Consider the following 24,435-nt stretch of genomic DNA (forward strand, 5'->3'; position numbering starts at 1 on the left):
TTTAGAAATTGAGCTAAACCTGGTGACGTGGCTCCCCTCTCTTTTGGAGAGGGGCCGGGGGTGAGGTTTGCCTCTAAAATATCTTCCCCGGATTCAGGATACCGTGCGGGTCGAATACTCCCTTAATGCCGCGCATCAGGTTGAGGTTGGCTTCGGCCAGGGCGATGCCGATATAGCCTTTTTGCACTAGCCCAATGCCGTGTTCACCGGAAATGGTGCCGCCGAGTTTCACGCACAGTTCAAATATTTCGGTAATGGGCTGGCGCAGGCCCACGTTCCACATTTCGTCGTCGAGGTCGCCGCGGATGATGTTGACGTGCAGGTTGCCATCGCCGGCGTGGCCGTAGCACACGCTTTTGAAGCCGTAGCGGGCACCGATTTCCTTCACGCCTTTCAGCAGGGTGGGCAGTTCGGCGCGGGGCACCACGGTGTCTTCTTCCTTATACACCGAGTTGTAGCGCACCGAATTGCCGATGTTGCGGCGAATTTTCCAGAGCTCATCCTTCTGGGTGGCGTTGTCGGCGAGCAGGATTTCGCCCACATCGTACTTCTCGAGCACCCCATACACCTGCTCAGCTTCTTTATAGAGCTGGTCCAAATCCTGGCCATCCAGCTCAATAAGCAGATGGGCCTTGATGTCTTCGGGCAACGTGAGCGGGATGTTCAGGTAATCGGAAGACCAGGCAATTGCCTCGCGCTCCATAAACTCCATGCCCGAGGGGATGATGCCCGCCCGGAACACGGCCGATACCGCATCGGCCGCCTGCTCCTCCTGCCGGAAGGGCACCAGCATCAGGATATTTTGCTGGGGAAAGGGCAACAGCCGAAACACCACTTTGGTGATAATGCCCAGCGTGCCCTCGGAGCCCACCATGAGCTGGGTGAGGTTGTAGCCGGTGGAGTTTTTGAGGGTGTTGGCCGCGGTCCAGATTATTTCGCCGGTAGGCAGCACCACCTGCAAGTTGAGCACGTAGTCCCGGGTGGTACCGTATTTCACCGCTTTGGGGCCGCCGCTGCTGTGGGCCAGGTTGCCGCCCAAGAAACAGCTGCCCTTGCTGGCGGGGTCGGGCGGGTAAAACAGCCCAACTTCCTTCACCGCATTCTGAAAGGCTTCGTTCACCACGCCTGGCTCCACGGTGGCCTGCAGGTTGCGCTCGTCTATCTGCACAATTTTATTAAGCCGCTCGGTGCTCAGCACCACGCCGTTGTGGATGGGCAAGGCCCCACCGCTAAGGCCTGTGCCGGCGCCACGGGGCGTGACGGGGATGCGGTGCTCGTGGCACAGGCGCATGATTTGGCTAATTTCTTCGGCGTTGGCGGGGCGCAGCACTACATCGGGCGCAAAATGCAGGTCCTCGGTATGGTCACGGCCGTAATCGGCGTACGCGTCGGCCTCCACGCGCTGGGCGGTGAGGACGTGCGCCGGGCCGACAATGGCCTCAAACTCGACAATTAATTCGGGGGTCAGGGCGTTGAATTGCATCAGCGGATAAACTGGACAGGCCGCACAAACTATATTTGCAGCCAATGGGGAGGGTGACAACGAAGATACTACCGGTACTGCTGCTGGCTTTGCTCTTGCTGGCAGGTTGCCACCGCAAGCTCAATTACCGCGACGGGCAGTACCGTTCGGCCCGCGAAATGGTCCGCCTGAAAAAGGCCGGCCGCTACGCCAACTCCCGCCCGACGGACAAAACCAAGACCATCCGCACCACGCCCAGCGGCGCCCGCACCAAGGTGGTCACCAAGCGCCCCATGCGCGTGGGCAGCGCCACCGGCACCCTGGCTTCGGTGATAGAAGCGGCCCGCTCCTACCAGGGCACACCCTACCTCTACGGTGGCACCACGCGCCTGGGCCTCGACTGCTCAGGCCTGCTGCAACTCTCATTTGGCCAAGCCGGTGTGAACATTCCGCGGTCCTCAAACGAGCAGGCAGTGTGGGGCACGCCCGTAAGAACCACTGAATTACAGCCCGGGGATTTGGTGTTTTTCGGAGCCGCGCCGGGCAGCCGCACCATTACCCACGTGGGCCTGGTGACGGTAGTTGACGAGGAAGGTGTGGACTTTATCCATGCGTCTACTTCCCTGGGAGTTGTTGAAAACAGCTTGGAATCTGACTATTACTTGAGTCGCTTTATTCGTGCGGTGCGGCCTCAACTGTAAATTTCACCTGCTACCTTTGCGGCGTTAACGGTCAAGTGTGTGATTTTAATGAATAGTAAAATTGCCGTAATCAAGCGCTGCTTTACCTAGCATTACCTTTGTCTCCATTTCCCTCACCTTTAATATTTCCACCAACCCTTTTTGTATGAATAATTTACGTTTACGCCACTTATTCTTGCTGGCGTTGATGCTCTTCACAGCCCGTTTAGGTTGGAGCCAAGGCGCCACCACCGCGGCCATGAGCGGCATCATCACCGACAAAGATGGTTCGGCGCTGCCGGGGGCCACGGTTATTGCAGTTCACACCCCCACGAACACGCAGTACGTAGCGCCTACCAACTCCGACGGCCGTTTCAACATTCAGGGCATGCGTGTTGGTGGTCCTTACACCGTCCGCGTAACCTTCGTGGGCTACCAGGACGTGACGCGCAACGACATCAACCTGTCGCTGGGCCAGAACCTCCGCCTCGACGTACCGCTGAGCACCTCGACCACTGAGCTGGCCGAAGTACAGGTGAGCGGCCGCCGCGACAACGTTATCAACGCCAGCCGCACCGGCGCCGAGACCAACGTGAGCCGCGAGCAGATTAACCAGCTGCCCACCCTGAACCGTTCGCTGAACGACTTCACCCGCCTCACCCCGCAGGCTGGTGGCGCAGGCAGCTCGTCGTTTGGCGGTGCCAACAACCGCTACAACAACATCACCATCGACGGTGCCGTGAACAACGACGTATTCGGTCTTGCCGGCTCGGGCACCCCCGGCGGCCAGGCGGGTACCAACCCCATCGCCCTCGACGCCATCGACCAGATTCAGGTAGTACTGGCCCCTTACGACGTAACGCTGGGCAACTTCACCGGCGCTGGCGTAAACGCCGTTACCCGCTCGGGCTCCAACGACCTGTCGGCTTCCATCTATGGTTTCGGCCGCAACCAGAACACCATTGGTAAGAGCGTAACCGAGCCCCGCACCAAGGCGGCTGATTTTTCTAACTATCAGACCGGCTTCCGCGTGGGTGGTGCCATCGTGAAAGACAAGGTGTTCTTCTTCCTCAACGGTGAAATCGCTCGTCGTAACGAGCCCCTGGCCTTCCTGCCCGGCACCGCCGATTCGAAAGTAACCACGGCCGACCTGGAGCGCATCCGTACGGCCTCCCTCAACGCCGTTTACACTTCCGGCCCCCGCGCTGGCCAGCTCATCTACGGTGGCTACGACCCGGGCAGCTACGGCGACCTCACCCGTCGCACCGAGAGCAACAAGATTTTTGCTCGCCTGGACTTCAACATCTCGGAGAACAACACCCTGACGCTGCGTCACAACTTCGTAAAGGCGTTTGACGACAACATCACCCGTGCTTCGAACAACGTCCGCTTCAGCAACAACGCGTACAAGTTCAACAACACCACCAACAGCACCGTTGCCGAATTGAACTCCCGTTTTTCGGGCGGCTTCTCTAATAAGCTGATTCTGACCTATACCGCCATCCGCGACTCGCGCGATGTGCTCGGCAACCCCGGTCCGTCTTACCAAATCAGCGACAACGGCAACACCTACACCCTGGGCGCAGAGCGTAGCTCGGTAGCCAACCAGCTCGACCAGGACATCGTGGAAATCACCGACAACCTGACCAAGTCTTTCGGCAAGCACACCATTACCCTGGGCACGCACAACGAAGGCTTCAAGTTCCGTAACCTGTTCCTGAACAACGGTTCGGGCTACTACCTCTTCGGCGCCACCAGTGCCGTAGCGGCTTCGGGCTCCAACCCCGCTATCCCTGCCTACACCGGCATTCAGAACTTTGAACTGGGCCGCTCGACCCGGATTCAGGCCAGCTACCCTACCGCCAACAACGGCGAAGCCAAATTCAAAGCTGCTCAGCTCGGCTTCTACGTTCAGGACGTGTACTCGCCCATCGAAAGCCTGCGCCTGACCTACGGTGTGCGCCTGGATGTGCCCCTGTTCATTGACAAGCCCGGCGATAACACCGCCGTTTCGGGCCGCTTCGGCGAAGGTTACAAAACCAACAACACGCCCAACGGCCAGTTGCTGTTCTCGCCCCGCCTCGGTTTCAACTGGGACGTAAACAACGACACCAAAGTGCAGCTGCGCGGTGGTACGGGCATCTTCTCGGGCCGCGTTCCCTTCGTGTGGATTTCGAACAGCTACACCAACAGCGGCCTGATTCAGGGTTCGGTAGACCAGACCGGCACGACTGCCAGCGGCACCACCCCGGCTTCGGCCGTACTGCCCACCATCTACCTGGCTCAAAACGATATTGCTACCAAATACAACCCCGTAGCGACCAGCCAGATTAACCTGACCCGCAACGACTTCAAGCTGCCCCAGGTTTGGCGCTCGAACTTGGCCGTTGACTTCCGCCTGCCCGGCGACGTAGTGGCTACCGTGGAAGGCATCTACTCGAAGACGCTCAACGACATCTACTACAAAGACATCAACCTGACCGACCCGGTTGGCCGCCTGGCCGGCCCCGACCAACGCCCGGTATACGGTGCTTCGACGGCAGCACGCCGCATCGATCCCCGTTTCACCAACGTTTACCTGCTCGACAACACCAGCAAGGGCTACCGCTACAACGCAACCTTCCAGTTGCAGAAGCGCTTCACCAACGGCCTGAACTCTACGGTTGCTTACACCTACGGTGTTTCGAAGGAAATCAACAGCGGCTCGAGCAGCACGGCTTCGTCGAACTACGGCTTCAACCAGGTGATGTATGATCCCAACAACCCTGAGTTGGGCTACTCGCGCAACGACCAGCGTCACCGCGTAATCGGCAGCGCCGGCTACACCTTCCGCTATGCCAACGACGCCTTGGCTACCACCTTCACCCTGTTCTACGAAGGCCTGTCGGGCCAGCCCCTCACCTACATTTCCGGCCAGAACTCTGACCTGAACCGTGACGGCAACACCGGCAACGACCTGCTCTACATCCCGACCAACGTGCGCGATGCCAACCAAATCAAACTCGTTCCGAGCGGCACGACTGACACCCGTACGGTAGCTCAGATTCAGGACCAGTTCGATGCCTTCATCGAGAACGACCCCTACCTGCGCACCCACCGCGGCCAGATTGCTGAGCGTTTTGCAGCCCGTCTGCCCTGGACGCACCAGATTGACGTGCGTGTAGCTCAGGATTTCAACTTCATGGCCGGTGGCAAGAAGAACAGCTTCCAGGTAACGTTCGACGTTCAGAACGTGGGCAACCTGCTCAACAACGATTGGGGCCGTCAGTACTCGGTAGCCAACAACGCCGTAGAACTGCTCCGCGTGGAGTCGACCGGTCCTGGCGTACAGCCGACCTTCTCGTTCCCGGCTGCGTTCGCTACCACCAACCGGTCATACGACTACTCGCCCTTCTTCTCGCGCTGGCAGGGCCAGCTGGGCGTCCGCTACAGCTTCAACTAGTAGCCTAGCCAACCAGCTAAAAGCCATATTAAAGGGGCAGGGATTTTTCCCTGCCCCTTTTTTGTGCCTGCCAAGCAAGGATTGCAAAAAATCCGGGCGTATTAAGGAAATGTTAAGCCCGACAAATAGTAAATCACCTGTAATACAGCTCATCGCTACCAAGCATTACATTTGTCTCGAGTTTCCTCACGCTCACTTTTTTCACCAACCTTTTTTCGTATGAATAATTTACGTTTACGCTACTTGTTCTTACTAGCGTTGATGCTCCTCTTTTCCCGCTTAGGCTGGAGCCAGGGTGCCACCACGGCGGCCATGAGCGGGGTTATCACCGACAAAAACGGCGCGGGCCTTCCCGGCGCCACCGTTATCGCGGTTCACACCCCGACGAACACCCAGTACGTGACCCCGACCAACGCCGAGGGCCGTTTTAACATCCAGAACATGCGGGTGGGACCTTATTCCGTGAAGGTGACCTTCGTGGGCTATAAGGACGTGACGCGCGACGACGTCAACCTGACGCTGGGCCAGAACCTGCGTTTCGACCAGAAGCTGACCGATGCGAATACGGAGTTGAACGAAGTAACCGTGAGCGGCCGCCGCGACCCGATTATGAACGCCGACCACACCGGCGCGAGCACCACCATCCAGCGCGAAACCATCGAGCGCCTGCCCACGCTGAACCGCTCGTTCGACGACTTTACGCGTCTGACGCCCCAGGCCAGCGCCAGCGGCGGCTTTGCCGGCCGCAACGGCGGCTTCAACAACGTAACCATCGACGGAGCCATCTTCAACAATTCGTTCGGCCTGTCGTCGACGGTGGGTGGCCAGGCCAACGCCCAGCCCATTTCGCTGGACGCCATCGAGCAAATCCAGGTAAGCATTGCGCCCTACGACGTGCGTCAGGGCTCGTTCACCGGCGCCGGCATCAACGCCGTGACTCGTAGCGGCTCGAATAAATTCACCGGCTCGCTGTACGGCTTCTACCGCAACCAGGACTTCGTGGGCAGCAAAGTGGCCGACATCAAGTCGGACTACCCCACGTTTAACCTGAAGAACTACGGCTTCCGCGTAGGTGGCCCCATCATTAAGGACAAGCTGTTCTTCTTCCTCAATGCCGAAGAAGAAAGACGCGTAGACCCGCCCACGGGCAACTTCACGGCCAACCGTTCGACGACGGCGCCGGCAGCCAACTCCACGGTTTCGCGTGCTTCCTACACCGACCTCACCAACCTGGGCAACTTCCTGCAGAGCAAGTACGGCTACAACGCCGGCCCGTTTGAGAACTTTGAGCTGCGCTCGTTCAGCCGCAAGGCCACGGCCAAGCTGGACTGGAACATCAACGCGAACCACCGCTTGAGCGTGAAGTACAACTACCTGAAGTCGTACCGCGACGTGCCGCCCTCCAGCTCGGGCTCCATCAGCAACAGCGCCAACCGCAACCAGACCCAGTTCGGCCTGCCCTTCTTCTCGTCCTACTACACCATCAACAACAACCTGAATTCGGTGATTGCCGAATTGAACAGCACCTTCGGCACGCGCTTTTCCAACAACCTGACCGCGGGTCTGTCGGCTTTCCGCGACTTCCGCGAAAGCCCCGGTGGAGGCAACTTCCCGTTGGTTGACATCGGCGACGCCACGGGCCGTTCGGCTGCCAACGCTGGCCCTACGGCCGCTAACACCCTTACTTCTTTTGGCTACGAGCCTTTCTCGGCGTTCAACATCCTGAACTCGGACGTTTACCAGATTGGCGACAACCTCACGGCTTACCTCGGCAAGCACAACGTTACGGTGGGTACCTACAACGAGCTGTACAAGTTCTCCAACGGCTTTGCCCCGAACTACTACGGCGGCTACGCCTTCAACAGCCTCGACGACTTCTACGCTTCGGCTCGTACTACGGAAGCGCCTAACGGCTACGTGCTGGACGCCAACCGCAACCCGGTGCCCGCTTCGGCTACCAACCAGCCCGGCTTGCCCAACCGCTACCAGCTGCAGTATTCGGCCCTGCCCGGCGGCTTCCCCTTCGGCGTGACCAAAGCAGCTCAATTTGGCTTGTACGCCCAGGATGAATGGTCGCCCCGCAACAACCTGAAAGTAACCATCGGCCTGCGCGGCGACGTGCCGGTAATTTTCTCCGACATTGAGCGCAACATCTACGTGGGCGGCGGCACCATCAACGGCACCACCTACCCCGGCCTGACCTTCCGCGACGGCGTGCGCATCGAAACCGACCGCCTGCCCAAGTCGCGCCTGCTCATGTCGCCCCGCATCGGCGTGAACTGGGACGTGAACGACGACCGCAAAACGCAGGTGCGCGGTGGTACCGGCATCTTCACCGGCCGCGTGCCCTTCGTCTGGATTTCCAACCAGGCCAGCAACAACGGCGTGCAGTTCGGCTCGTTTAGCCGCTCGGGCGCCGCGGCGGCGGTGAACCCCTTCAGCCCCGACGTTGACAAGTACCGCCCCGACCCCAACGGCCCCGTGCCGCTGGCCAACACCAGCTACAACCTGGCCGTAACCGACCCGAACTTTAAGTTTCCGCAAGTGTGGCGTACCAACGTAGCCGTGGACCAGGAGATTGCCGGTGGCGTTATTGCCACCCTCGAAGCCCTGTACACCAAGGACGTGAATGCCGTGTACCACCAGAACGTGAACCTGCCCAACCCCACACGCAATGCTGCCGGGCCAGACATGCGCCCGATTTACTACTCCATCGGCGCGGCTGGTTCCAACGGCCTCGCGGCTACCACGGCCAACAACCGCATCTACGGCGGCCAGGGCGGTGCCTCGACCACCAACCCGAACATCTCGGACGCCATTCTGATGACCAACACCAGCAAGGGCTACTCCTACTCCATCACGGGCCAGCTGCAGAAGTCATTCAGCGGCGGCCTGTACCTGAACGCGGCCTACACCTACTCGGATTCGCGCTCGGTGAACGACGGCGGCTCCATTGCCCAGAGCATCTGGCGTGACCGCAGCGTGTCGGGCGAGACCAACGCCAACGTGTTGAGCTATTCGCAGTTCCTGATTCAGCACCGCGTCATTGCCTCGGCGTCATACAAGCGCGAATACCTCGGCCACCTGGGCACTACGCTGTCCTTGTTCTACGAAGCTTCGCCGGCTGGCCGCTTCAGCTACCTCTACGGCGGCGACATGAACGGCGACAGCCAGAGCAACGACCTGATTTACGTGCCCCGCAACCAGAGCGAGATTATCCTGCGCGACATTGCCATTCCTGCTACGCAGGGCGGTGGCACGTACACGGCAGCTCAGCAGTGGGCCGACCTCGACAAGTACATCTCGCAAGACAGCTACCTGAAGAACCGCCGCGGCGATTACGCCGAGCGCAACGGAGCCGTGCGCCCCTGGCAGAACCGCCTGGACTTCCGCTTGCTGCAGGACATCTTCACCAACGTGGGTGAAAACCGCAACAGCCTGCAGCTGAGCCTGGACATCTTCAACATCGGTAACCTGCTCAACTCCAATTGGGGCACTTTCCAGACGGCCAACCGCACAGGCCTGCTCTCGTTTGCCGGCTACACGGCCCAGGGCCAGCCCGCCTTCACCTACCCTTACCTGACCAACCCCAGCATCGTTACTCCGGCCAGTGGCACCACCCCGGCGGTAGTTGCGCCTGGCGTACCGCTCACCGAAACCTTCCGCAAAGACACGGGTGGCCTCGGTTCGCGCTGGCAGGCCCAGGTGGGCGTCCGCTACATTTTCAACTAAGCCTGCTGGCTTAGCGTAGCTCAAGAGAGGGCCGGAAGCAATTCCGGCCCTCTTTTTTGTGGCTGATTGTTTGATGCTTGCGCCATTCTGCTAAAAAAAGCGGGCCCCGGCCTTGCCAAACCGCAAACGAGCTGTACTTTTGTCGAACCAAAGCGCAATTGGCACGGCGGTAACCACAAACTCGGGGGATTAGCTCAGCTGGCTAGAGCGCTTGCATGGCATGCAAGAGGTCATCGGTTCGACTCCGATATTCTCCACTGAAGATGTGAATGAAGACAAAAAGCCCGACCAGGAAACTGGTCGGGCTTTTTGTTTATCCGGAATTGAGCTAAACGCGGAGCTTTGGTAGGCTTCGCGGCTTCCTGACCTAAACCTAAACAAATAGGCCATCTACCGACAGATACCGTTCGCCGGTATCGTAGCAGAAGGTGAGGACGCGGCCGCCCTGGGGCACATCGACCAGCTTCTTGGCCACGGCCGCCAGCGATGCGCCCGACGACACGCCCACGAACATGCCCTCTTCGCGCGCCGCCCTGCGGGTCATTTCGTACGCTTCCTGGTGCGACACCTGGATGGTGCCGTCGAGGACGTTGGTGTGCAGGTTTTCGGGAATGAAGCCGGCGCCGATGCCTTGAATGGGGTGCGGCCCCGGGGCCCCGCCACTGATAACCGGCGAAGCTTCCGGCTCCACGGCGAAAGTTTTCATGTTCGGGAATAACGGCTTGAGCACTTCCGTGACGGCGGTGATGTGCCCACCGGTGCCCACGCCGGTAATGTGAAAGTCGAAGCCCTCCGGCGCATCACGCAAAATTTCCTGAGCCGTGGTTTCGGCGTGAATTTGCAGGTTGGCGGGGTTGGAAAACTGCATTGGCATCCAGGCGCCCGGGGTGCTGGCCACAATGTCCTGGGCCCGTTCAATGGCGCCTTTCATGCCCTTTTCGCGGGGAGTGAGTTCGAGGGTGGCGCCGTAAGCGGCCATGAGGCGGCGGCGCTCGATGCTCATGCTCTCGGGCATCACCAGCGTGAGCTTATAGCCCTTCACGGCGGCTACCAGGGCCAGGCCCACGCCGGTATTGCCGGAGGTGGGCTCCACAATGAGGCTGTCCTTGTTGAGAATGCCATCTTTCTCGGCCTGCGTAATCATCGACAGCGCAATACGGTCCTTGATGGAGCCACCGGGGTTCGCGCGTTCCATCTTTACCCACACTTCCACGTCGGGGCGGACGGTGGCAAAAAGGCGGTTGAGGCGCACGAGCGGCGTGTTGCCGATGGTCTCGAGGATATTATTGGCTTTCATGGGGTGCTTTGGTGAAAGGGTGATGGAGCAGGGCAGTGAAACCGCAACGCGGCAGTGGGACCAGGGTCTGGCCGGCCCCACTTTGCCGCGTTGCGCAGTGGTGTAATGTCAAATGGAAAATACCAGCTCGGCGGCTGGGTCTTCGCTGCGGGATATCTGAATATGTGCCCGGTGGTATACCCGCGAGTGCGAGGGTACGCTTTCGGTGAGCCACACGTTGCCGCCAATGATGCTATGGGCGCCAACTACCGTGCTGCCACCCAATATAGTAGCTCCGGCATATATTACCACATGGTCTTCGATGGTGGGATGCCGCTTGGTGCCCTGCAGCCCTTTGGTCACGCTGAGGGCGCCCAGCGTGACGCCCTGGTAAATCTGCACGTTGGCGCCGATGATGGCCGTTTCGCCGATAACGAGGCCCGTGCCGTGGTCGATGCAAAAGGACTGGCCGATGTGCGCCCCAGGGTGAATGTCAATACCGGTGCGCTGGTGGGCGTACTCGCTGAGCAGGCGCGGCAGGCGCGGCAGCCCACGCTGGTGCAGCGCATGCGCCAGCCGGTGCAGGGCGGTGGCATAGAAGCCGGGGTACGAGCTAATAATTTCGGCCAGCCCCCGGGCAGCGGGGTCGCTGGCCAGGATGGCGCTGGCATCGCGCAGCAGCGCGGTACGCAGCGCGGGCAGTTGGGCTGTAAATTCATCGGCCAACTCGGAAGCCGGCGCTGGCAAGGACGGCACCTTGGCCAGCAGCACGGCCAGCTCGGACCGGAAGTGGTAGAGCTCAGCGTCTACGGCGTCGGCGCTGGGCAGGGGCTGGTCGGCCCGCTGCGGGAAGAGCAGCGCCAGCAGCCCATCGGCTAAGGCACAGAAGGCAGCCCCGGGCAGGGCGTCGGGCACGGAGGCGTGGGCTTTGGCCAGTTCGGCAGAGAATGAGCGAGGAAGCACGGCAACAGAAAAAAGTGTAGTAAGAACGAGGGATTCAACCAATCGGATAACCGAAGGTTTCGGTGCGGCCAGACAACGGCTTCATCATGTTGGCCGTTTAGTTTACGCTCCGGCCCTGCCTTATCGCCGGGCCCGGGCCAATCAAAAGATACTCCTTAACCTTCTTTTTCCAAGCACTATGTCTGACACGACCATCACCAAAATCGATTCGCGCTATTCGCCCAAGGGCGCAGATGGCGAAAAATACTTGGCCTCGGGCAAGCACGTGGCCATGCGCATGTGGGAAAACGAACAGCCCGGCGAGCCCAAAGCCCCCGCATCCCGGGCGTACGAAACCGTGGGCTTCGTGCTGAGCGGCCGCGCCGAGTTGCACCTGGCCGGCCAAGTCGTGGTACTGGAGCCCGGCAACTCCTGGGTGGTACCCCAAGGCGCCGAGCACACATATAAAATTCTGGAGAGCTTCTCGGCTGTGGAAGCTACTTCGCCGCCCGCGCAAGTGCACGGACGTGAGGGCAAGTAGCAATTTAATAATGCCTTGTTGAGGTGATACAACGTCATGCTGACGAAGGAAGCATCTTTACTGCTCAACCAATTCAACCGTTTGTCAAGCAGAGCGCAGCGAAGCATCTTATCGCCGCGGAACAAATCGTTCGAACGTGAGAAGATGCTGCGCTCTGCATGACAGGCGATTGGGTTTACTATTGAGGTAGAGATGCTTGGCTAAGCCGACCTCTGGTTCAACAAGCTCAGCATGACGTTCATTTCCGCTGACGTTCCTTTTTTAACCACGACTGCTTGTTGCAGCGCTATTTTAGCTAGCCTTCACTCCTTCTACCCTTTCCAACTCTCCATGAAAACCCGTGAACTCGGCCGTACCGGCCAACAAGTTTCTGCGCTCGGATTGGGCTGCATGTCCATGGCTTCTGATTACGCCTATGGCCCCAGCGATGAGCGGGAAGCCGTGGCCACCCTGCACCGCGCGCTGGAGCTGGGCGTGACTCTTTGGGACACGGCCGACATCTATGGTTTCGGGGCCAATGAAGAGCTGTTGCGGCAGGTGCTGGTGCCCAATCGGACGCAGGTGTTTCTCGCCACCAAATTTGGGTTCGTGGCCGATGGCAAAGGCGGTTCGGTGGTAGATGTGCGCCCCGAGCGCATTGCTGCTGCCTGCGATGCCAGCCTGCAGCGCCTGGGCATCGATACCATTGACTTGTACTACGCCCACCGCATCGACCCGGCCGTGCCGGTGGAAGAAATGGTGGGCGCCATGGCAGCGCTGGTGCAGGCTGGGAAAGTGCGGTTTTTAGGGCTATCGGAAGCTTCGGCAGCCTCGCTGCGGCGGGCGGCGGCTACCCACCCCATTGCGGCGCTGCAATCGGAGTATTCGATGTTTACCCGCGACGTGGAGGCAGAAATCCTGCCCACTTGCCGCGAGTTGGGTGTGAGCCTTGTGCCGTTCTCACCGCTGGGCCGCGGGCTGCTCACCAACCCCGGCCCGCAACTGGCCGAAAAGGATTTGCGGCGCAGCATGCCCCGGTTTGGCGAGGAAGTGGGCGATGCCAACGCGCCGTTGGTGGCCGGCCTCCACCAGTTGGCTACCGAAAAAGGCATCAGCACCGCGCAGCTGGCCTTGGCGTGGCTGCTGGCGCAGGATGCCCACATCATCCCTATTCCCGGCACCAAGCGCCGGAAGTATCTGGAAGAAAACGCCGCCGCTGTGGACGTTGAGCTTTCGCCAGCCGATACCCAGCGTCTCCAGGAATTGCTGGCGGCCCACCCCGTAGTAGGGGCGCGCTACGGCGAAGGCGCCTTAAAGCTGGTGAACCGCTAGGCTATCAGCCCAAGCCGGCCTTCTACTAGTTAAAGGCCTCTCCCCTATTCAGAACTCGCAAAGGCAGCTATTAAAATCTATTCCGGCAGGGTTCGCACGTAGCTGTGGGTCACGGGCACGGGGCTGGCTACGCCCTGCTGCGCGAGGGCGCGCTGCAGCTTCTCGATGAGGCGGGCCTGGGCTGGCGCATTCTGGCCGGCTTGGGTGTACGCCCGAAAAGCGACAGTCATGCCCCCTGGCTTGAGCGCGGTAACCACCACCTGGGGGGCTGGCTCTTCCATTACCTGCTCATCGGCCTGCATCAGGGGTACCGCCCAACTGCGCAGGTCGTTGAGGCTGGTGCTGTTGTCGACGTCGGCCAGCACCTCTACCAGGGCTTTATTCTGGGCTGTTTTATTGACGATGACGTTGTTGGAAGTGGCTCCGTTGGGCAGGATGATGGTGTCGCCCTGCGGCGTGACGAGGATGGTGTTGAAAATCTGGATTTCCCGCACCTCGCCCGATTTCCCCTGCGACTCGATAGTATCGCCGACGATGTAGGGCTTGAAAATGAGGATGAGCACGCCGCCCGCAAAGTTGGCCAGCGTGCCCTGCAGGGCCAGGCCCACCGCCAGGCCCGCCGCCCCCAGAATGGCCACAAACGACGTGGTTTCGAAGCCCACCATGCCCGCCACCGAAACCAGCAGCAGCACCTTCAGCACAATGTTGGCCAGGCTGGTCAGAAACGTGCTCAGCGAAACATCAAACCGCTTGGTGCCCTTAGCCAGGAGGCGGGTAACCCAGCTAATCAGCCACCAGCCCACCACCAGCGCCAGGGCCGCCATGAGCACGCGCGGCAGGTAAAGCACGACTAGGTTTTGAAATTGCTGCGCGTACGTAGTAACTTCTTTCATAAGGAAAAACAAAGGGGGTAGGAAGCGAGCGTCGCGTAACCGTTACTCGTGCGCCTGGTGGGCTTCGATTTCGCGAATAAGCTTGCGGGTACCCTGCAGCACTCCGTGATAGCGCTGCATGATGCTCATAATCTCATTATCCTTACTCAGATAATTATACATCTGGTCGGACTGCATGACGGCTGCGAAATTATCGCCCGAGCGCTGCAGGTGTTCGTCGAGGTATTTCTGGATGGTGCTCGCTTTATACTGGGAAAAAGACCGTGTTTCGCCTACCAGGCCCGGAATGCTCTCCTGGTAATTTTCCAGAATGGCACTCAGCAGTTCGTCGTTTTCGATGATGCCTAGCTTGCCGGCCGATTTCAGGCCTTCGAACCGCGACGAGTTAGGCAGCAGGTTGGTTTCGCTGCGTAGCGTCCACTGATAGTTGCGCAAGCTGTCCGAGTCCGCAGTTTGCGAACTCAGGGTGCGGAAGTAGCGGTAGCCTCGCAGCACCCGCGCGTAGCTCAACGAATCATTGTGCAGCTCGGCCAGGTCGCTGGTCAGGTCGGCGCGAAGGCCGGTGAGGAATTTGCGCTCTTCGGCGCGCTCCACCGAATGCTCGTGCCAGGCGTGGAGCTGAATGGACAGCGTGATGGCAAATACAATGATGCCGATTTCGAGCAGGATTTCCGGCAGGCGGTGCCGCCAGCCCTTATCTTTTTCATGCGCTTCCTCCATGCCCAGGGCCTTTTTTCCGTGTTTGGTAATCAGGTCTACTTCAATCATTTGGCAAACTGCAATATGAAGTTCTCAGCCCGCTGCAGTGGCTTATAAATCCGTACTTATTAGCGTATAAAAATAGGCCTCCGTTGGAAAATATGCTTTATCTACGGCTTATTTTACCAGCTCAATTCCAAGAATCTGGTCGCCGATTTCGAGCTTGTGCACCACGTCCATGCCGCCAACTACCTGGGCGAAGATGGGGTAGCGGCCATCGAGGTGCGGGGTGGGCGTGTGTGTAATGAAGAACTGGCAGCTCTCGGTGTCCTTGCCGGCCGAGGCCAGACCTACACTGCCTTCTTCGTAGTGGAGGTCGCCGAATTCGGAGCGCAGGTTGTAGGGCGCGCTGCCGTTGCCATCGCCGCGGGGGTCACCGCCCTGGGCCACGAAATTGGGCACCACGCGGTGGAAATACAGGTTGTCGTAGAAATGCTGGCCGATGAGCGTGACGAAGCTGGCTACTGCGCCGGGTGCTTCGTTGGGCTTTAGCTCCAGCAGAATAATGCCCTTCGAAGTGCGCAGCCGCACCTGCTGGCCCAGCGGCACGCCCTGCACCACTGCCCAATCGATGGGGTGCTGCTGGGCAGTGGCTACTGGCGTGGGAGTAGGTTTGGGGGCTTTTTCCAGCTTATCGAGGGCTTGCTGCAGTCCCTGCCACGCCTCGATTTCGCGGGGCAGCTGCAGCTTGGCCTGGGCTTGGCGCAGGGCGGCCAAGTCGTCGGGCTGGGCCTGGGGGTAGAGCTTGGCGTCGGTGAGGGCTTCGGCGGCGGTACCGAGTTGGGCCACGTCGCCGCTGGCCAGGGCCTGGCGCATGGCGGCGGCAAAATCGGCGTGGCGGGCGGCGGGGAATTCGGCCTGGCGGCGCATGGTGAGCAGCGCGCCCAGGGCATTGCCCGCTACCACGGGCGCTTGGCCAGCCGCAAATGCCTCGGCTTTTAATAGGTCAAACGAAGCCGGGTCTTCAGCCAGGGCCTGTAGCAAAAAGCTCTTTTCGTACACAGTGGGGGCCGCGGCGTACCGTTTCTGAATCGTTTCGATGAGGCTGGGGCGGGCCGCCGGGCTGGCGTGGCGCACGGCGGCTTGCAATAGGGCCGCTCGCACCCGCGGCGAGGCTTGCTTGTTGCCGTCGGCCAGGGCCGCCAGCGCGGGGCCCGACTCCCCTTTGGCGTGGGCCAGCAGCCACTCGGCCGCCGTGAGAGCCACGGGAGCCCGGTCATGGCTCAGGGCATAAAAGACGGCCTTGCGGCTGGCAGAATACGTTTCGGCATCAAAAGGCAGGGCGCGAATGGCGCTAAGCCGCACCCGATAATCGGGGTCTTTGGTGGCAAGTCGCGCCAGCACTCCGGCCGGCGTAACGCCACCCGAAGTAGCCGGAGCAGCCACCGTACCAGCCGCGGCCGGAGTAGCCACCGTCGAGGCAGTGGCTGGAGCAGCGGGGATGGCCGCCAGCTTGCCGAGCGTGGTAGCTGCCGCCGCGCGCACAGCGTAGGAACGGTCTTTTTGGGCTACGCGAAGCAGGGTTTCCTGGGCCAAACGCGCCAAATCAGCATCGTAGCCGCGGGTGCGCGACAAGCCCACCATCGCTACCAACCGGGCGCGCTCGGGCAATCGGGGCGAGTTCAATACCAGCACCGTGCGGCGAATGCTTTCTGGGGAAATGAGGCCGCGCAGGGCGGCGCGGCTCAGGCCCAGCGCCAGGGCCGACGCCCGCGCGGTGTCGGTCAGGGCTTCCACGCGCCACAACTCGGGCAGGCTGCTGCGCGTGACGGTGCGGCCCAGCGCCTCGTGCTCGTAGCGGCGCACTGCATTATCCGTCTCCTTCAGCAGGCGCCCGCGCAGGCTGTCCACGGCGGTGCTGTCGCCGGTTTGGCCCAGGGCGTAGGCCGCGGCGCGGCGCACGCTCAGGTCGGCGTCGCGCAGCAGCGGAATCAGGCCGGGCACGGCAGCCGGGGCCTGCACCGAGGCAAACGCCAGGGCCGCTTCGCGCCGGTAGGTGGGATTGGCGTTGGTGAGGAAGGGCAGCAGCGCGGCGGTGTTGCGCTCATCCTGAGCCGTACCGATTTGCCGAATGGTGGCGTCGTGGTACTTATTGGCCAGGTCGGCGCTGGGGCGAGGGGTGCGGGCGCAGGCGGCCAGCAAAAGCAGCAGCGGCCAGAGGCGAAGGGAGCGAGTCATTAATGAGGCATGGGAAATGAGGGCAGAACCGAACCTTTTGCTTTGGTGGAGCGCGGCGTTGGGCTGGCATTGCCCGACAATAACGCCAACTCCGCATCAAGCCGGGCAAAAAGCTCTTCGTTGTCCTGCTGCTGATAGCCAGCCAGCGCGGTTTCGAACCCGGCCAGGCCGTACAGGAAAGCACGCAGGTTGTCGGCCGTGATGGTTTCAAAGTGCCGGCCGTAGCCCATCTGCTCCACTTCGGCGGCGTTGAGCCACTGTTCAAATTGAGCTGGAATGGGAATGGCGCAAATGGGCTTTTGCAGAAACACAGCCTCCGAAATCAGCGAGAAGCCGCCGTTGGTGACCACCGCCCGGCTGCTGGCCAGGTCGGCAATAAAGCCGGCCTCCGAGAAAGCGCGCAGCTGCACGTTGCCGTGGTCTTCCTCCTTATTGAAGCCGTAAACGCGGAATTCCTGGTCGGGCAGTTGCTGGAGCAAGGGCACCAGATTTTGCTGGTTGGTGGCCGATTGGTACACCAGCACGTGCTGGCCTTTGGTGGGCTTGGCGGCCAGGATTTCGGGTCGAATAATGGGCGGCACCAGCGTGGTATCCGGCTTGCTGAGGGGCAAGTTGAAGAAGGTGGTCACGAAATAGTGGCGGCTGCGCGGCAGCTTGGCCCGCACAATATTTTGCGCCAACTGAAAATTGCCACGCTCCGATTTCGGCACCGTCACGTTCAATTTGGCCCGACTGATAATCTGCATGTTATCAATGCTAATAATGGGCAGCCGGTGCATTTTAGCAAATAGATAACTGAAGGATTCAAAATCGGAAATAATTAATTCCGGCTTGAAATCGCAGAGCAGGTCGCGGTATTTGGCGAAGTTGACGCGCAGGTCATCAGGGGCGGTGCGCAGGGTGAGCACGGCGGTACGGGCCTTGCTCACGGCCAGGCCCTTGTAGGCCAGGTGGAAGCCCCGAATTTCGTGTACACGGCCCGGAAACGCGGCGGCCAGCATCTGGTAGGCCCGGCTGCTGCTCACTACACACACCTGATGCCCCTGCGCCAGCAAATGGCCGATAACAACTTTGCTGCGGGTGGCGTGGCCCAGGCCCTCGCCGGGCACTCCGTATAGAATATTCATGGGCGCAAAGATGCGCGGCGGCCGGCATTGCCCAGCCTACTTATCCCAACGGTACACTACAGCAAGTCAGCCGCTTTTTTACCCGGGAAGGAAATTGGGCAGACCAGGGCAAATTCAGCTCAGAAAGTGGACGAATTCACCAAGAAGCTTGCCCGGCGCTAAGAAGACATAAACCACTAACTATTAATTGCATTAACTATGATATACTAATCTAGAAAGGCATACTATTAATCAGCTCAACTCGTTTAGGGCCGGTTTCTACTCCTGAGTTTCGGCGGTTTCGGCGCGGTTTTCGTTTTCAGCCGCGTACTGTTAACCTTTGCACCTATGAATATCCCTTTCTCGCTGCACTCCTTCCTGCGGCCGGCCGCCGCACTGGCCGCTGCCACGCTCCTGCTGGCCACTTCCTGCACGGCCCCCCGGGCCATTGTGGCCACCGGCAAAGTCACGCCGCAAGGAGAATTTCGGGTGGGCTACAACCAGGGGTTCAACATTGCCACGGCCCCGCTGAGCAAGGCCGGCGCCGCCGTGCGGGATGCCGCCACCACCGCGGCCAACAAGGATACCGTGGGCTATGGCGGCTCCGTCAAGAACCTGCAGGCGGCGGCGCTGGCCTACATTCTTGACCCCGTGCAGCCCACCGCCGACCTGAGCATTCGCTACGGCATCCTGCCGCGCCTCGATGCCGGTTATAAGTATGCGTTCGGCTCGCACGTATTCGATGCCCAGTTCCAGCTGCTGGGCCCCACGGGCTCGCCCGAAAACCCGGGTGCCGGGGCGGCCTCGGGCACTACCTACGCCAGCATCGGCCTGCAGTTTGCCACCCAGCGCGCCAAGCTGCCCAGCATTCCTTTTCTGGGCGACATCAATTCGGTGTTGAATTTTAAAGCCACCCGCAACGACCTGCTGGTGCCGCTCATTTTCAGCCAGTCGTTTGGGCCGGAAGAAGAAATTGGCGCTATCAGCTACGGCGTGGTGTACGCCCACAGCTGGGTAAATTATGGCTTTGCGCCCGACAACGTGTACCTCAACACCCAGAAAATCCCGGCGCTGCCCAACCAAAGCCGCGATTTTTCTTCCTACGGCGCGTTTCTCAACGTGAAATTGGGCTACCGCTACGTCTACGTGATTCCGGCTGTGTCCATCTTCTACCAGAACTACGGCGAATACGCCCTGCTCAACGGCGCCAGCACCTCCTTGAGCGGCGTCACGTTTGTGCCTTCGCTGGGCTTCCAGCTGCGAATTCCGACCAAATAACACGGCACACCCTTCGCGGCAGCGGGGCAAGTGAAATTCCACGTGCGTTTTGACGTTCTTTGTAGCCCGTTTTTTTAGCGGAATACCAGACCCTAGAACTCAACGCCTCATGGAAGCTCCCAACCCCGAATTCATGCGCGAAGCCATTCGCCTGTCCATCGAAAAAATGCAGGCCGGGCACGGTGGGCCCTTTGGCGCGGTGGTGGTGAAGGACGGCAAAATCATTGCCCGCGGCTTCAACCAAGTCACCAGCACCCACGACCCCACCTGCCACGCCGAAGTGGATGCCATTCGCAAGGCCTGCGCCGCGCTCGGCACCTTCCAGCTCGACGGCTGCGACCTCTACACCAGCTGCGAACCCTGCCCCATGTGCCTGGGCGCCATTTATTGGGCCCGGCCCCAGCGCGTGTTCTACGGCAACACCAAAGCAGACGCCGCTGCCATTGGCTTCGACGACCAGTTCATCTACGAGGAGTTGGACCGCCCCATGGCCGCCCGCCAGCTGCCCATGACGCAGCTGCTGCGCGACGAGGCCCTGGCCAGCTTCCAGGCCTGGGAACAAAAGGAAGGCAAAACGGAGTATTAAACTAGCTAGCCCACCGGCAATTAGGCCATGCTGAACGCAGCGAACCGGAGGTCGGCGTAGCCAAGCATCTTTACCGCTTCGTTGCAAACCGCCTGTCATGCTGAGCTTGCGAAGCATCTTATCACGGCTCAACGATTGGTTCCACGGGGATAAGATGCTTCCTTCGGGACGTCAGATAAGCATGACAAGAGGCGCGGTAAAGAGGCCGCGCTCTGCATGACGTTCTAGTTAGATTTATTATCAGATGATAGAATTTTACCTCAACGACCAGCCCATTCGCACCGCCGAGCCGCAGGCCAGCGCGCTGCTTGACTTTGTGCGCTACCACGAGCACCTCAAAGGCACCAAAATTGGCTGCCGCGAGGGCGACTGCGGCGCCTGCACCGTGCTGGTGGGCGAACTGGCGCTCGATGGCCAAACCATTGCCTACCAGAGCATGACCAGCTGCCTCACGCCGCTGGGCAATGCCCACGGCAAGCATATCGTCACCGTTGAGGGCATCAATGCCGCGGCCGGGCAGCTCACGCCCGTGCAGCAGGCCATTGTGGAAGAGGGCGGCTCGCAGTGTGGCTTTTGCACGGTGGGCTTCGTGATGTCGCTCACCGGCCACAGCTTGAGCGAAAAGCCCGCCACCGAAAAAAGCACCATCGCCGCCATCGACGGCAACATTTGCCGCTGCACCGGCTACAAATCGCTGGAGCGCGCCGCGGCCACCCTCACGGCCCAACTGGCCAACCGCCCCACTCAAAACGCGGTAGGCTGGCTCAGTGAGCAGCAATATGTGCCCGCCTACTTCGAAAGCATGCCCGCCAAGCTGGCCAAGCTGCGCACCGCAACTGTAGCTGCTAAAGATGCTGAAGCAGCTACTCCCACGGCTCAGAACAACGGCTCAACTGCCGTATCCACCTCGCCCAGCGGCCATGCCCAAAGCCAGAACGGCCACATCGGTGCCCCGTCACTCGGTCATTCAGTCACTCATCCACTCTTGGGCGGTGGCACCGACTTGCTGGTGCAGCGCCTCGAAGAACTACGCGAGCAGCCCGTGCGCCTGGTATTTGACCAGGCCGGCCGGCGCGGCATCCGCCAGGAGGCAACCGCGGGCCGCGTGGTGCTGGGCGCTGCTACCACAGCCAGCCACTTGCTCGAATCGGAGCTAATGCGCAACCTGATTCCCCAGTTGCCACAATACCTGAAACTAGTATCTAGCACGCCTATCCGCAACATGGGCACTGTGGCCGGCAATTTCATCAACGGCTCGCCCATTGGCGATTTGACCATCATGTTCCTGGCCCTGGGCGCCTCCATCACCCTCGCGGACCCAGCCGGCGCCACGCGCGAGCTGGCCCTACCTAACCTGTACCTGGGCTACAAAAAGCTGGCGAAAACTGCCGACGAGCAAGTCACCGAAATCAGCTTCCCCACTCCTCTGCCCGGTGACTTTTTCAACTTCGAAAAGGTCTCCAAGCGCACGCACCTCGACATTGCCAGCGTGAACTCCGCCGCCTGGCTGCGAGTCGGAGGCGGCCTTATTCAGGCCGCGCGAGTATCGGCGGGCGGCGTGGGGCCGGTGCCGCTGTACCTGGCGCGCACCAGTGCCTTTTTGGTAGGTCGCGAGCTCTCGGCAGAGACCGTAGCAGCGGCCAATGAAGTAATGCAGTCGGAAATCAGCCCAATTTCGGATGTGCGCGGTACCGTTGACTACAAGCGGCTATTGCTGCGGCAGTTGCTGCTGGCGCATTTCCTGCGGTTTGCGCCAGAGAAAATGGAGTTGAGTGATTTGGTTTAAACATAAAATAGCACGTCATGCTGAGCGCAGCCGAAGCATCTCGCGTGTGGTAGTAATCCTTTCGATTGAGTTAGTTAAAGCACGCGAGATGCTTCGGCTGCGCTCAGCATGACGTTCAAGTTTGGGCCATTTCAGCCTCAGAATCCCATGAATCACCTCGACCCTCAGCGCCACGTGCGCGGCGAATCGCAGTACCTCGACGACGTGCCCACGCAGCAGGGCACGCTGTACGCCGCCGTATTTGAGAGCCCGCTGGCTCATGGCAAGCTGCTGAACCTGGATTTGAGTGCTGCTCTGGCCGCGCCGGGCGTGGTGCGCATCCTCACCGCACAGGACATTCCGGGCTATAACCAAATCGGGGGCATTGTGCCCGATGAACCGCTGCTGGCCGAGGGCCACGTGCATTTCCGGGGCCAACCGGTGGCGCTGGTGCTGGCCCGCACCGAGCACCAGGCCCACGCCGCGCTCAGGCTCATCAAGGCAGAAATTGAGCCGCTGCCCATTATCACCGACCCGCGCGTAGCCGCCGCGCAGGGCGAGCTGATTGTACCACCGCGCACTTTCAAAATCGGCGATTCGACGGCTACCTGGGCTTCGTGCGCGCACGTATTTGAAGGCGTGGCCGAGAGCGGCGGGCAGGAGCATTTGTACATCGAAACACAGGGCGCCTATGCCTTCCCAACGGAAATGGGGGGGGTGCGCATCATCTCTTCTACCCAAGGCCCCACGGCCGTGCAGCGCCACACCGCGCACGTGCTGGGGCTGGGCATGCACCAAGTGGAAGTGGACGTAACGCGACTGGGTGGCGGTTTTGGGGGCAAGGAAGACCAGGCCACGCCCTGGGGCGCACTGGCAGCGCTGGGCGCGTTTTGCACCAAAAAGCCCGTGAAGCTGGTGCTTGACCGCATGGCTGATATGCGCATGACCGGCAAGCGCCACCCCTACTCGTCCGATTTCAAAATTGGGCTGGATGAGCACCTGAAAATCGTAGCCTACGAAGTCACGTTCTTCCAAAATGCCGGCGCGGCAGCCGACCTCTCGCCGGCCGTGATGGAGCGCACTCTGTTCCACGCTACGAACTCCTACTTCGTGCCCAACGTGACGGCTACAGCTTTCAGCTGCCGCACCAATTTGCCGCCCAACACGGCCTTCCGGGGCTTTGGCGGGCCGCAGGGCATGTTCGTCATAGAGTCGGCCATTGCCAAAGCGGCCGAGGAGTTGGGCGTGCCGGCCTGCGACATTCAGCGCCGCAACCTGCTGCACGAAGGCGACTTATTTTCTTACCGCCAGGCGGCTGAAATGTGCCACGCCGAGCAGGCCTGGGATACAGCCGCCCAGAAGTACAACCTGGCCGGATTGCGGGCCGAAGTTGAGCTGTTTAACCAGCAGAACAAACTGTTCAAGAAAGGCTTTGCGGTGATGCCCATCTGCTTCGGCATCTCGTTCACCAAAACGCCCATGAACCAAACGCGTGCGCTGGTGCACATCTACTCCGATGGGTCGGTGGGCATCAGCACGGGCGCGGTGGAAATGGGCCAGGGCGTGAACACCAAGATTGCGCAGGTGGCAGCCCGTACGCTGGGCATTTCGATTAACCGCATCAAAATCGAAACCACCAATACCACCCGCGTCGCCAACACCTCTCCCAGCGCCGCCAGCGCCACCGCCGACCTCAACGGCAAAGCCACCGAAATGGCCTGCGCCGCCCTGCGCGAGCGCCTGCTGCGCCACGCCTGCACCGAGTACACGCTGAATTACGAGGGCCTCGAAATCCGCGATGAGGAAGTTCTGGCCGCCGGCATCCCTGCCGAAACCAACTGGGATAAGCTGGTATCCTCGGCCTTCTGGAAGCGCGTGGCCCTCACCGAAAACGCTCATTACGCCACGCCCGACCTGCATTTCGACGCCACTACCAACACGGGCCACCCCTTCGCTTACCACGTGTACGGCACGGCTTTCACCACCGTCACCGTCGATTGCCTGCGCGGTACCTACACCGTGGATGCCCTGCGCATAGCCCACGATTTCGGCCAGAGCTTCAACCACGTCATCGACCGCGGCCAGATTGAAGGCGGCGCGGTGCAAGGCATCGGCTGGATGACGATGGAGGAAATTGCTTACAACGAAGAAGGCCGCCTGCTCAGTAACTCGCTCAATAGCTACAAAATCCCGGACATCTACGCCGCCCCGGCTGTGCTCGACGTGCACTTCCTCGACACGCCCGGCCATCCCAAGGCCATTCTGCGCTCTAAGGCCGTGGGCGAGCCGCCGCTCATGTACGGCATCGGCACCTACTTCGCCCTGCGCGATGCCGTGCGGGCTTTCCAGCCCCACACCGCCCTGCCCTTCTCGGCCCCAATGACGCCCGAAAAGGTGCTGGTGAGCTTGTACCCCGAGTTTTCGGCGGCCAACACGGCCTGGAGTTCTGCCACGGCAGCTACTTCGGCTTCGGCAGTCGCTTAG

Annotated in this window: 16 protein-coding genes and 1 tRNA gene; 10 read left to right on the forward strand and 7 right to left on the reverse strand. The window is 60.6% G+C overall.

Going from position 1 to position 24,435, the window contains the following annotated elements; genetic code table 11:
• Positions 1-73: 73 nt before the first annotated feature.
• Positions 74-1,483: an FAD-binding oxidoreductase gene (locus tag LJ738_RS12100; protein WP_227786570.1), complete on the reverse strand. Its 1,410-nt coding sequence runs from the start codon at positions 1,481-1,483 to the stop codon at positions 74-76.
• Positions 1,484-1,536: 53 nt separating this feature from the next.
• On the opposite strand from LJ738_RS12100, the gene LJ738_RS12105 reads away from it, so the two are divergent.
• From LJ738_RS12105 to LJ738_RS12120, 4 genes are all read left to right on the forward strand, one after another.
• Complete coding sequence (locus tag LJ738_RS12105; RefSeq protein ID WP_227786571.1) at positions 1,537-2,163, forward strand: C40 family peptidase; 627 nt, start codon at positions 1,537-1,539, stop codon at positions 2,161-2,163.
• A 145-nt stretch (positions 2,164-2,308) separates the two neighbouring features.
• On the forward strand, positions 2,309-5,584 hold the full coding sequence (locus LJ738_RS12110) for a TonB-dependent receptor (RefSeq protein WP_227786572.1): 3,276 nt from the start codon (positions 2,309-2,311) through the stop codon (positions 5,582-5,584).
• A gap of 261 nt (positions 5,585-5,845) precedes the next feature.
• On the forward strand, positions 5,846-9,316 hold the full coding sequence (locus LJ738_RS12115; RefSeq protein ID WP_227786573.1) for a TonB-dependent receptor: 3,471 nt from the start codon (positions 5,846-5,848) through the stop codon (positions 9,314-9,316).
• A 183-nt stretch (positions 9,317-9,499) separates the two neighbouring features.
• A tRNA-Ala gene (locus LJ738_RS12120) sits at positions 9,500-9,573 on the forward strand.
• Between the two features lie 116 nt (positions 9,574-9,689).
• Here LJ738_RS12120 and cysK read toward each other — a convergent pair.
• Positions 9,690-10,613, reverse strand: a complete 924-nt coding sequence (gene cysK, locus LJ738_RS12125; protein ID WP_227786574.1) for a cysteine synthase A — start codon at positions 10,611-10,613, stop codon at positions 9,690-9,692.
• Positions 10,614-10,721: 108 nt separating this feature from the next.
• Entirely contained in the window at positions 10,722-11,555 is an 834-nt protein-coding gene (locus LJ738_RS12130; RefSeq protein WP_227786575.1) for a serine O-acetyltransferase, read from the reverse strand.
• Positions 11,556-11,733: 178 nt separating this feature from the next.
• Between LJ738_RS12130 and LJ738_RS12135 the strand changes: the two genes are divergently transcribed.
• Positions 11,734-12,075, forward strand: a complete 342-nt coding sequence (locus LJ738_RS12135; protein ID WP_068188133.1) for a cupin domain-containing protein — start codon at positions 11,734-11,736, stop codon at positions 12,073-12,075.
• 330 nt (positions 12,076-12,405) lie between these two features.
• Positions 12,406-13,386 carry an aldo/keto reductase gene (locus LJ738_RS12140; protein ID WP_227786576.1) on the forward strand — a complete coding sequence of 327 codons (981 nt, stop codon included), beginning with the start codon at positions 12,406-12,408 and terminating at the stop codon, positions 13,384-13,386.
• 77 nt (positions 13,387-13,463) lie between these two features.
• On the opposite strand, the gene LJ738_RS12145 is transcribed toward LJ738_RS12140, so the two are convergent.
• The 4 genes from LJ738_RS12145 to LJ738_RS12160 form a co-directional block, all read right to left on the reverse strand.
• A complete protein-coding gene (locus tag LJ738_RS12145) occupies positions 13,464-14,279 on the reverse strand; it encodes a mechanosensitive ion channel family protein (protein WP_227786577.1) in 816 nt (271 codons plus the stop codon).
• Between the two features lie 42 nt (positions 14,280-14,321).
• The gene (locus LJ738_RS12150; protein ID WP_227786578.1) at positions 14,322-15,047 is read right to left on the reverse strand and encodes a hypothetical protein; all 726 of its coding nucleotides are present in this window, start codon (positions 15,045-15,047) and stop codon (positions 14,322-14,324) included.
• Between the two features lie 108 nt (positions 15,048-15,155).
• Positions 15,156-17,216, reverse strand: a complete 2,061-nt coding sequence (locus tag LJ738_RS12155) for a peptidylprolyl isomerase (RefSeq protein ID WP_227786579.1) — start codon at positions 17,214-17,216, stop codon at positions 15,156-15,158.
• Entirely contained in the window at positions 17,216-18,343 is a 1,128-nt protein-coding gene (locus tag LJ738_RS12160) for an MJ1255/VC2487 family glycosyltransferase (RefSeq protein WP_227786580.1), read from the reverse strand. Before LJ738_RS12160 ends, LJ738_RS12155 begins: the two co-directional genes overlap by 1 nt.
• Before the next feature lie 327 nt (positions 18,344-18,670).
• On the opposite strand from LJ738_RS12160, the gene LJ738_RS12165 reads away from it, so the two are divergent.
• The 4 genes from LJ738_RS12165 (at position 18,671) to LJ738_RS12180 (ending at position 24,435) form a co-directional block, all read left to right on the forward strand.
• On the forward strand, positions 18,671-19,600 hold the full coding sequence (locus LJ738_RS12165) for a hypothetical protein (protein WP_227786581.1): 930 nt from the start codon (positions 18,671-18,673) through the stop codon (positions 19,598-19,600).
• Between the two features lie 109 nt (positions 19,601-19,709).
• Positions 19,710-20,186, forward strand: coding sequence for a nucleoside deaminase (locus LJ738_RS12170; RefSeq protein ID WP_227786582.1), 477 nt, complete (start codon positions 19,710-19,712; stop codon positions 20,184-20,186).
• 244 nt (positions 20,187-20,430) lie between these two features.
• Positions 20,431-21,972, forward strand: a complete 1,542-nt coding sequence (locus LJ738_RS12175; protein WP_227786583.1) for an FAD binding domain-containing protein — start codon at positions 20,431-20,433, stop codon at positions 21,970-21,972.
• 147 nt (positions 21,973-22,119) lie between these two features.
• Positions 22,120-24,435 (forward strand): xanthine dehydrogenase molybdopterin binding subunit, encoded by a 2,316-nt coding sequence (locus LJ738_RS12180; RefSeq protein WP_227786584.1) that lies wholly within the window; start codon positions 22,120-22,122, stop codon positions 24,433-24,435.

Source organism: Hymenobacter plasmatis (assembly GCF_020711255.1).
GTDB lineage: Bacteria > Bacteroidota > Bacteroidia > Cytophagales > Hymenobacteraceae > Hymenobacter.

Coding starts and splice junctions, on each gene's coding strand:
- LJ738_RS12100 (WP_227786570.1), bottom strand. CDS start 1,483: ATGCAATTCAACGCCCTGACCCCCGAATTAATTGTCGAGTTTGAGGCC.
- LJ738_RS12110 (WP_227786572.1), top strand. CDS start 2,309: ATGAATAATTTACGTTTACGCCACTTATTCTTGCTGGCGTTGATGCTC.
- LJ738_RS12115 (WP_227786573.1), top strand. CDS start 5,846: ATGCTCCTCTTTTCCCGCTTAGGCTGGAGCCAGGGTGCCACCACGGCG.
- cysK (WP_227786574.1), bottom strand. CDS start 10,613: ATGAAAGCCAATAATATCCTCGAGACCATCGGCAACACGCCGCTCGTG.
- LJ738_RS12135 (WP_068188133.1), top strand. CDS start 11,734: ATGTCTGACACGACCATCACCAAAATCGATTCGCGCTATTCGCCCAAG.
- LJ738_RS12140 (WP_227786576.1), top strand. CDS start 12,406: ATGAAAACCCGTGAACTCGGCCGTACCGGCCAACAAGTTTCTGCGCTC.
- LJ738_RS12145 (WP_227786577.1), bottom strand. CDS start 14,279: ATGAAAGAAGTTACTACGTACGCGCAGCAATTTCAAAACCTAGTCGTG.
- LJ738_RS12150 (WP_227786578.1), bottom strand. CDS start 15,047: ATGATTGAAGTAGACCTGATTACCAAACACGGAAAAAAGGCCCTGGGC.
- LJ738_RS12155 (WP_227786579.1), bottom strand. CDS start 17,216: ATGACTCGCTCCCTTCGCCTCTGGCCGCTGCTGCTTTTGCTGGCCGCC.
- LJ738_RS12160 (WP_227786580.1), bottom strand. CDS start 18,343: ATGAATATTCTATACGGAGTGCCCGGCGAGGGCCTGGGCCACGCCACC.
- LJ738_RS12165 (WP_227786581.1), top strand. CDS start 18,671: ATGAATATCCCTTTCTCGCTGCACTCCTTCCTGCGGCCGGCCGCCGCA.
- LJ738_RS12170 (WP_227786582.1), top strand. CDS start 19,710: ATGGAAGCTCCCAACCCCGAATTCATGCGCGAAGCCATTCGCCTGTCC.
- LJ738_RS12175 (WP_227786583.1), top strand. CDS start 20,431: ATGATAGAATTTTACCTCAACGACCAGCCCATTCGCACCGCCGAGCCG.
- LJ738_RS12180 (WP_227786584.1), top strand. CDS start 22,120: ATGAATCACCTCGACCCTCAGCGCCACGTGCGCGGCGAATCGCAGTAC.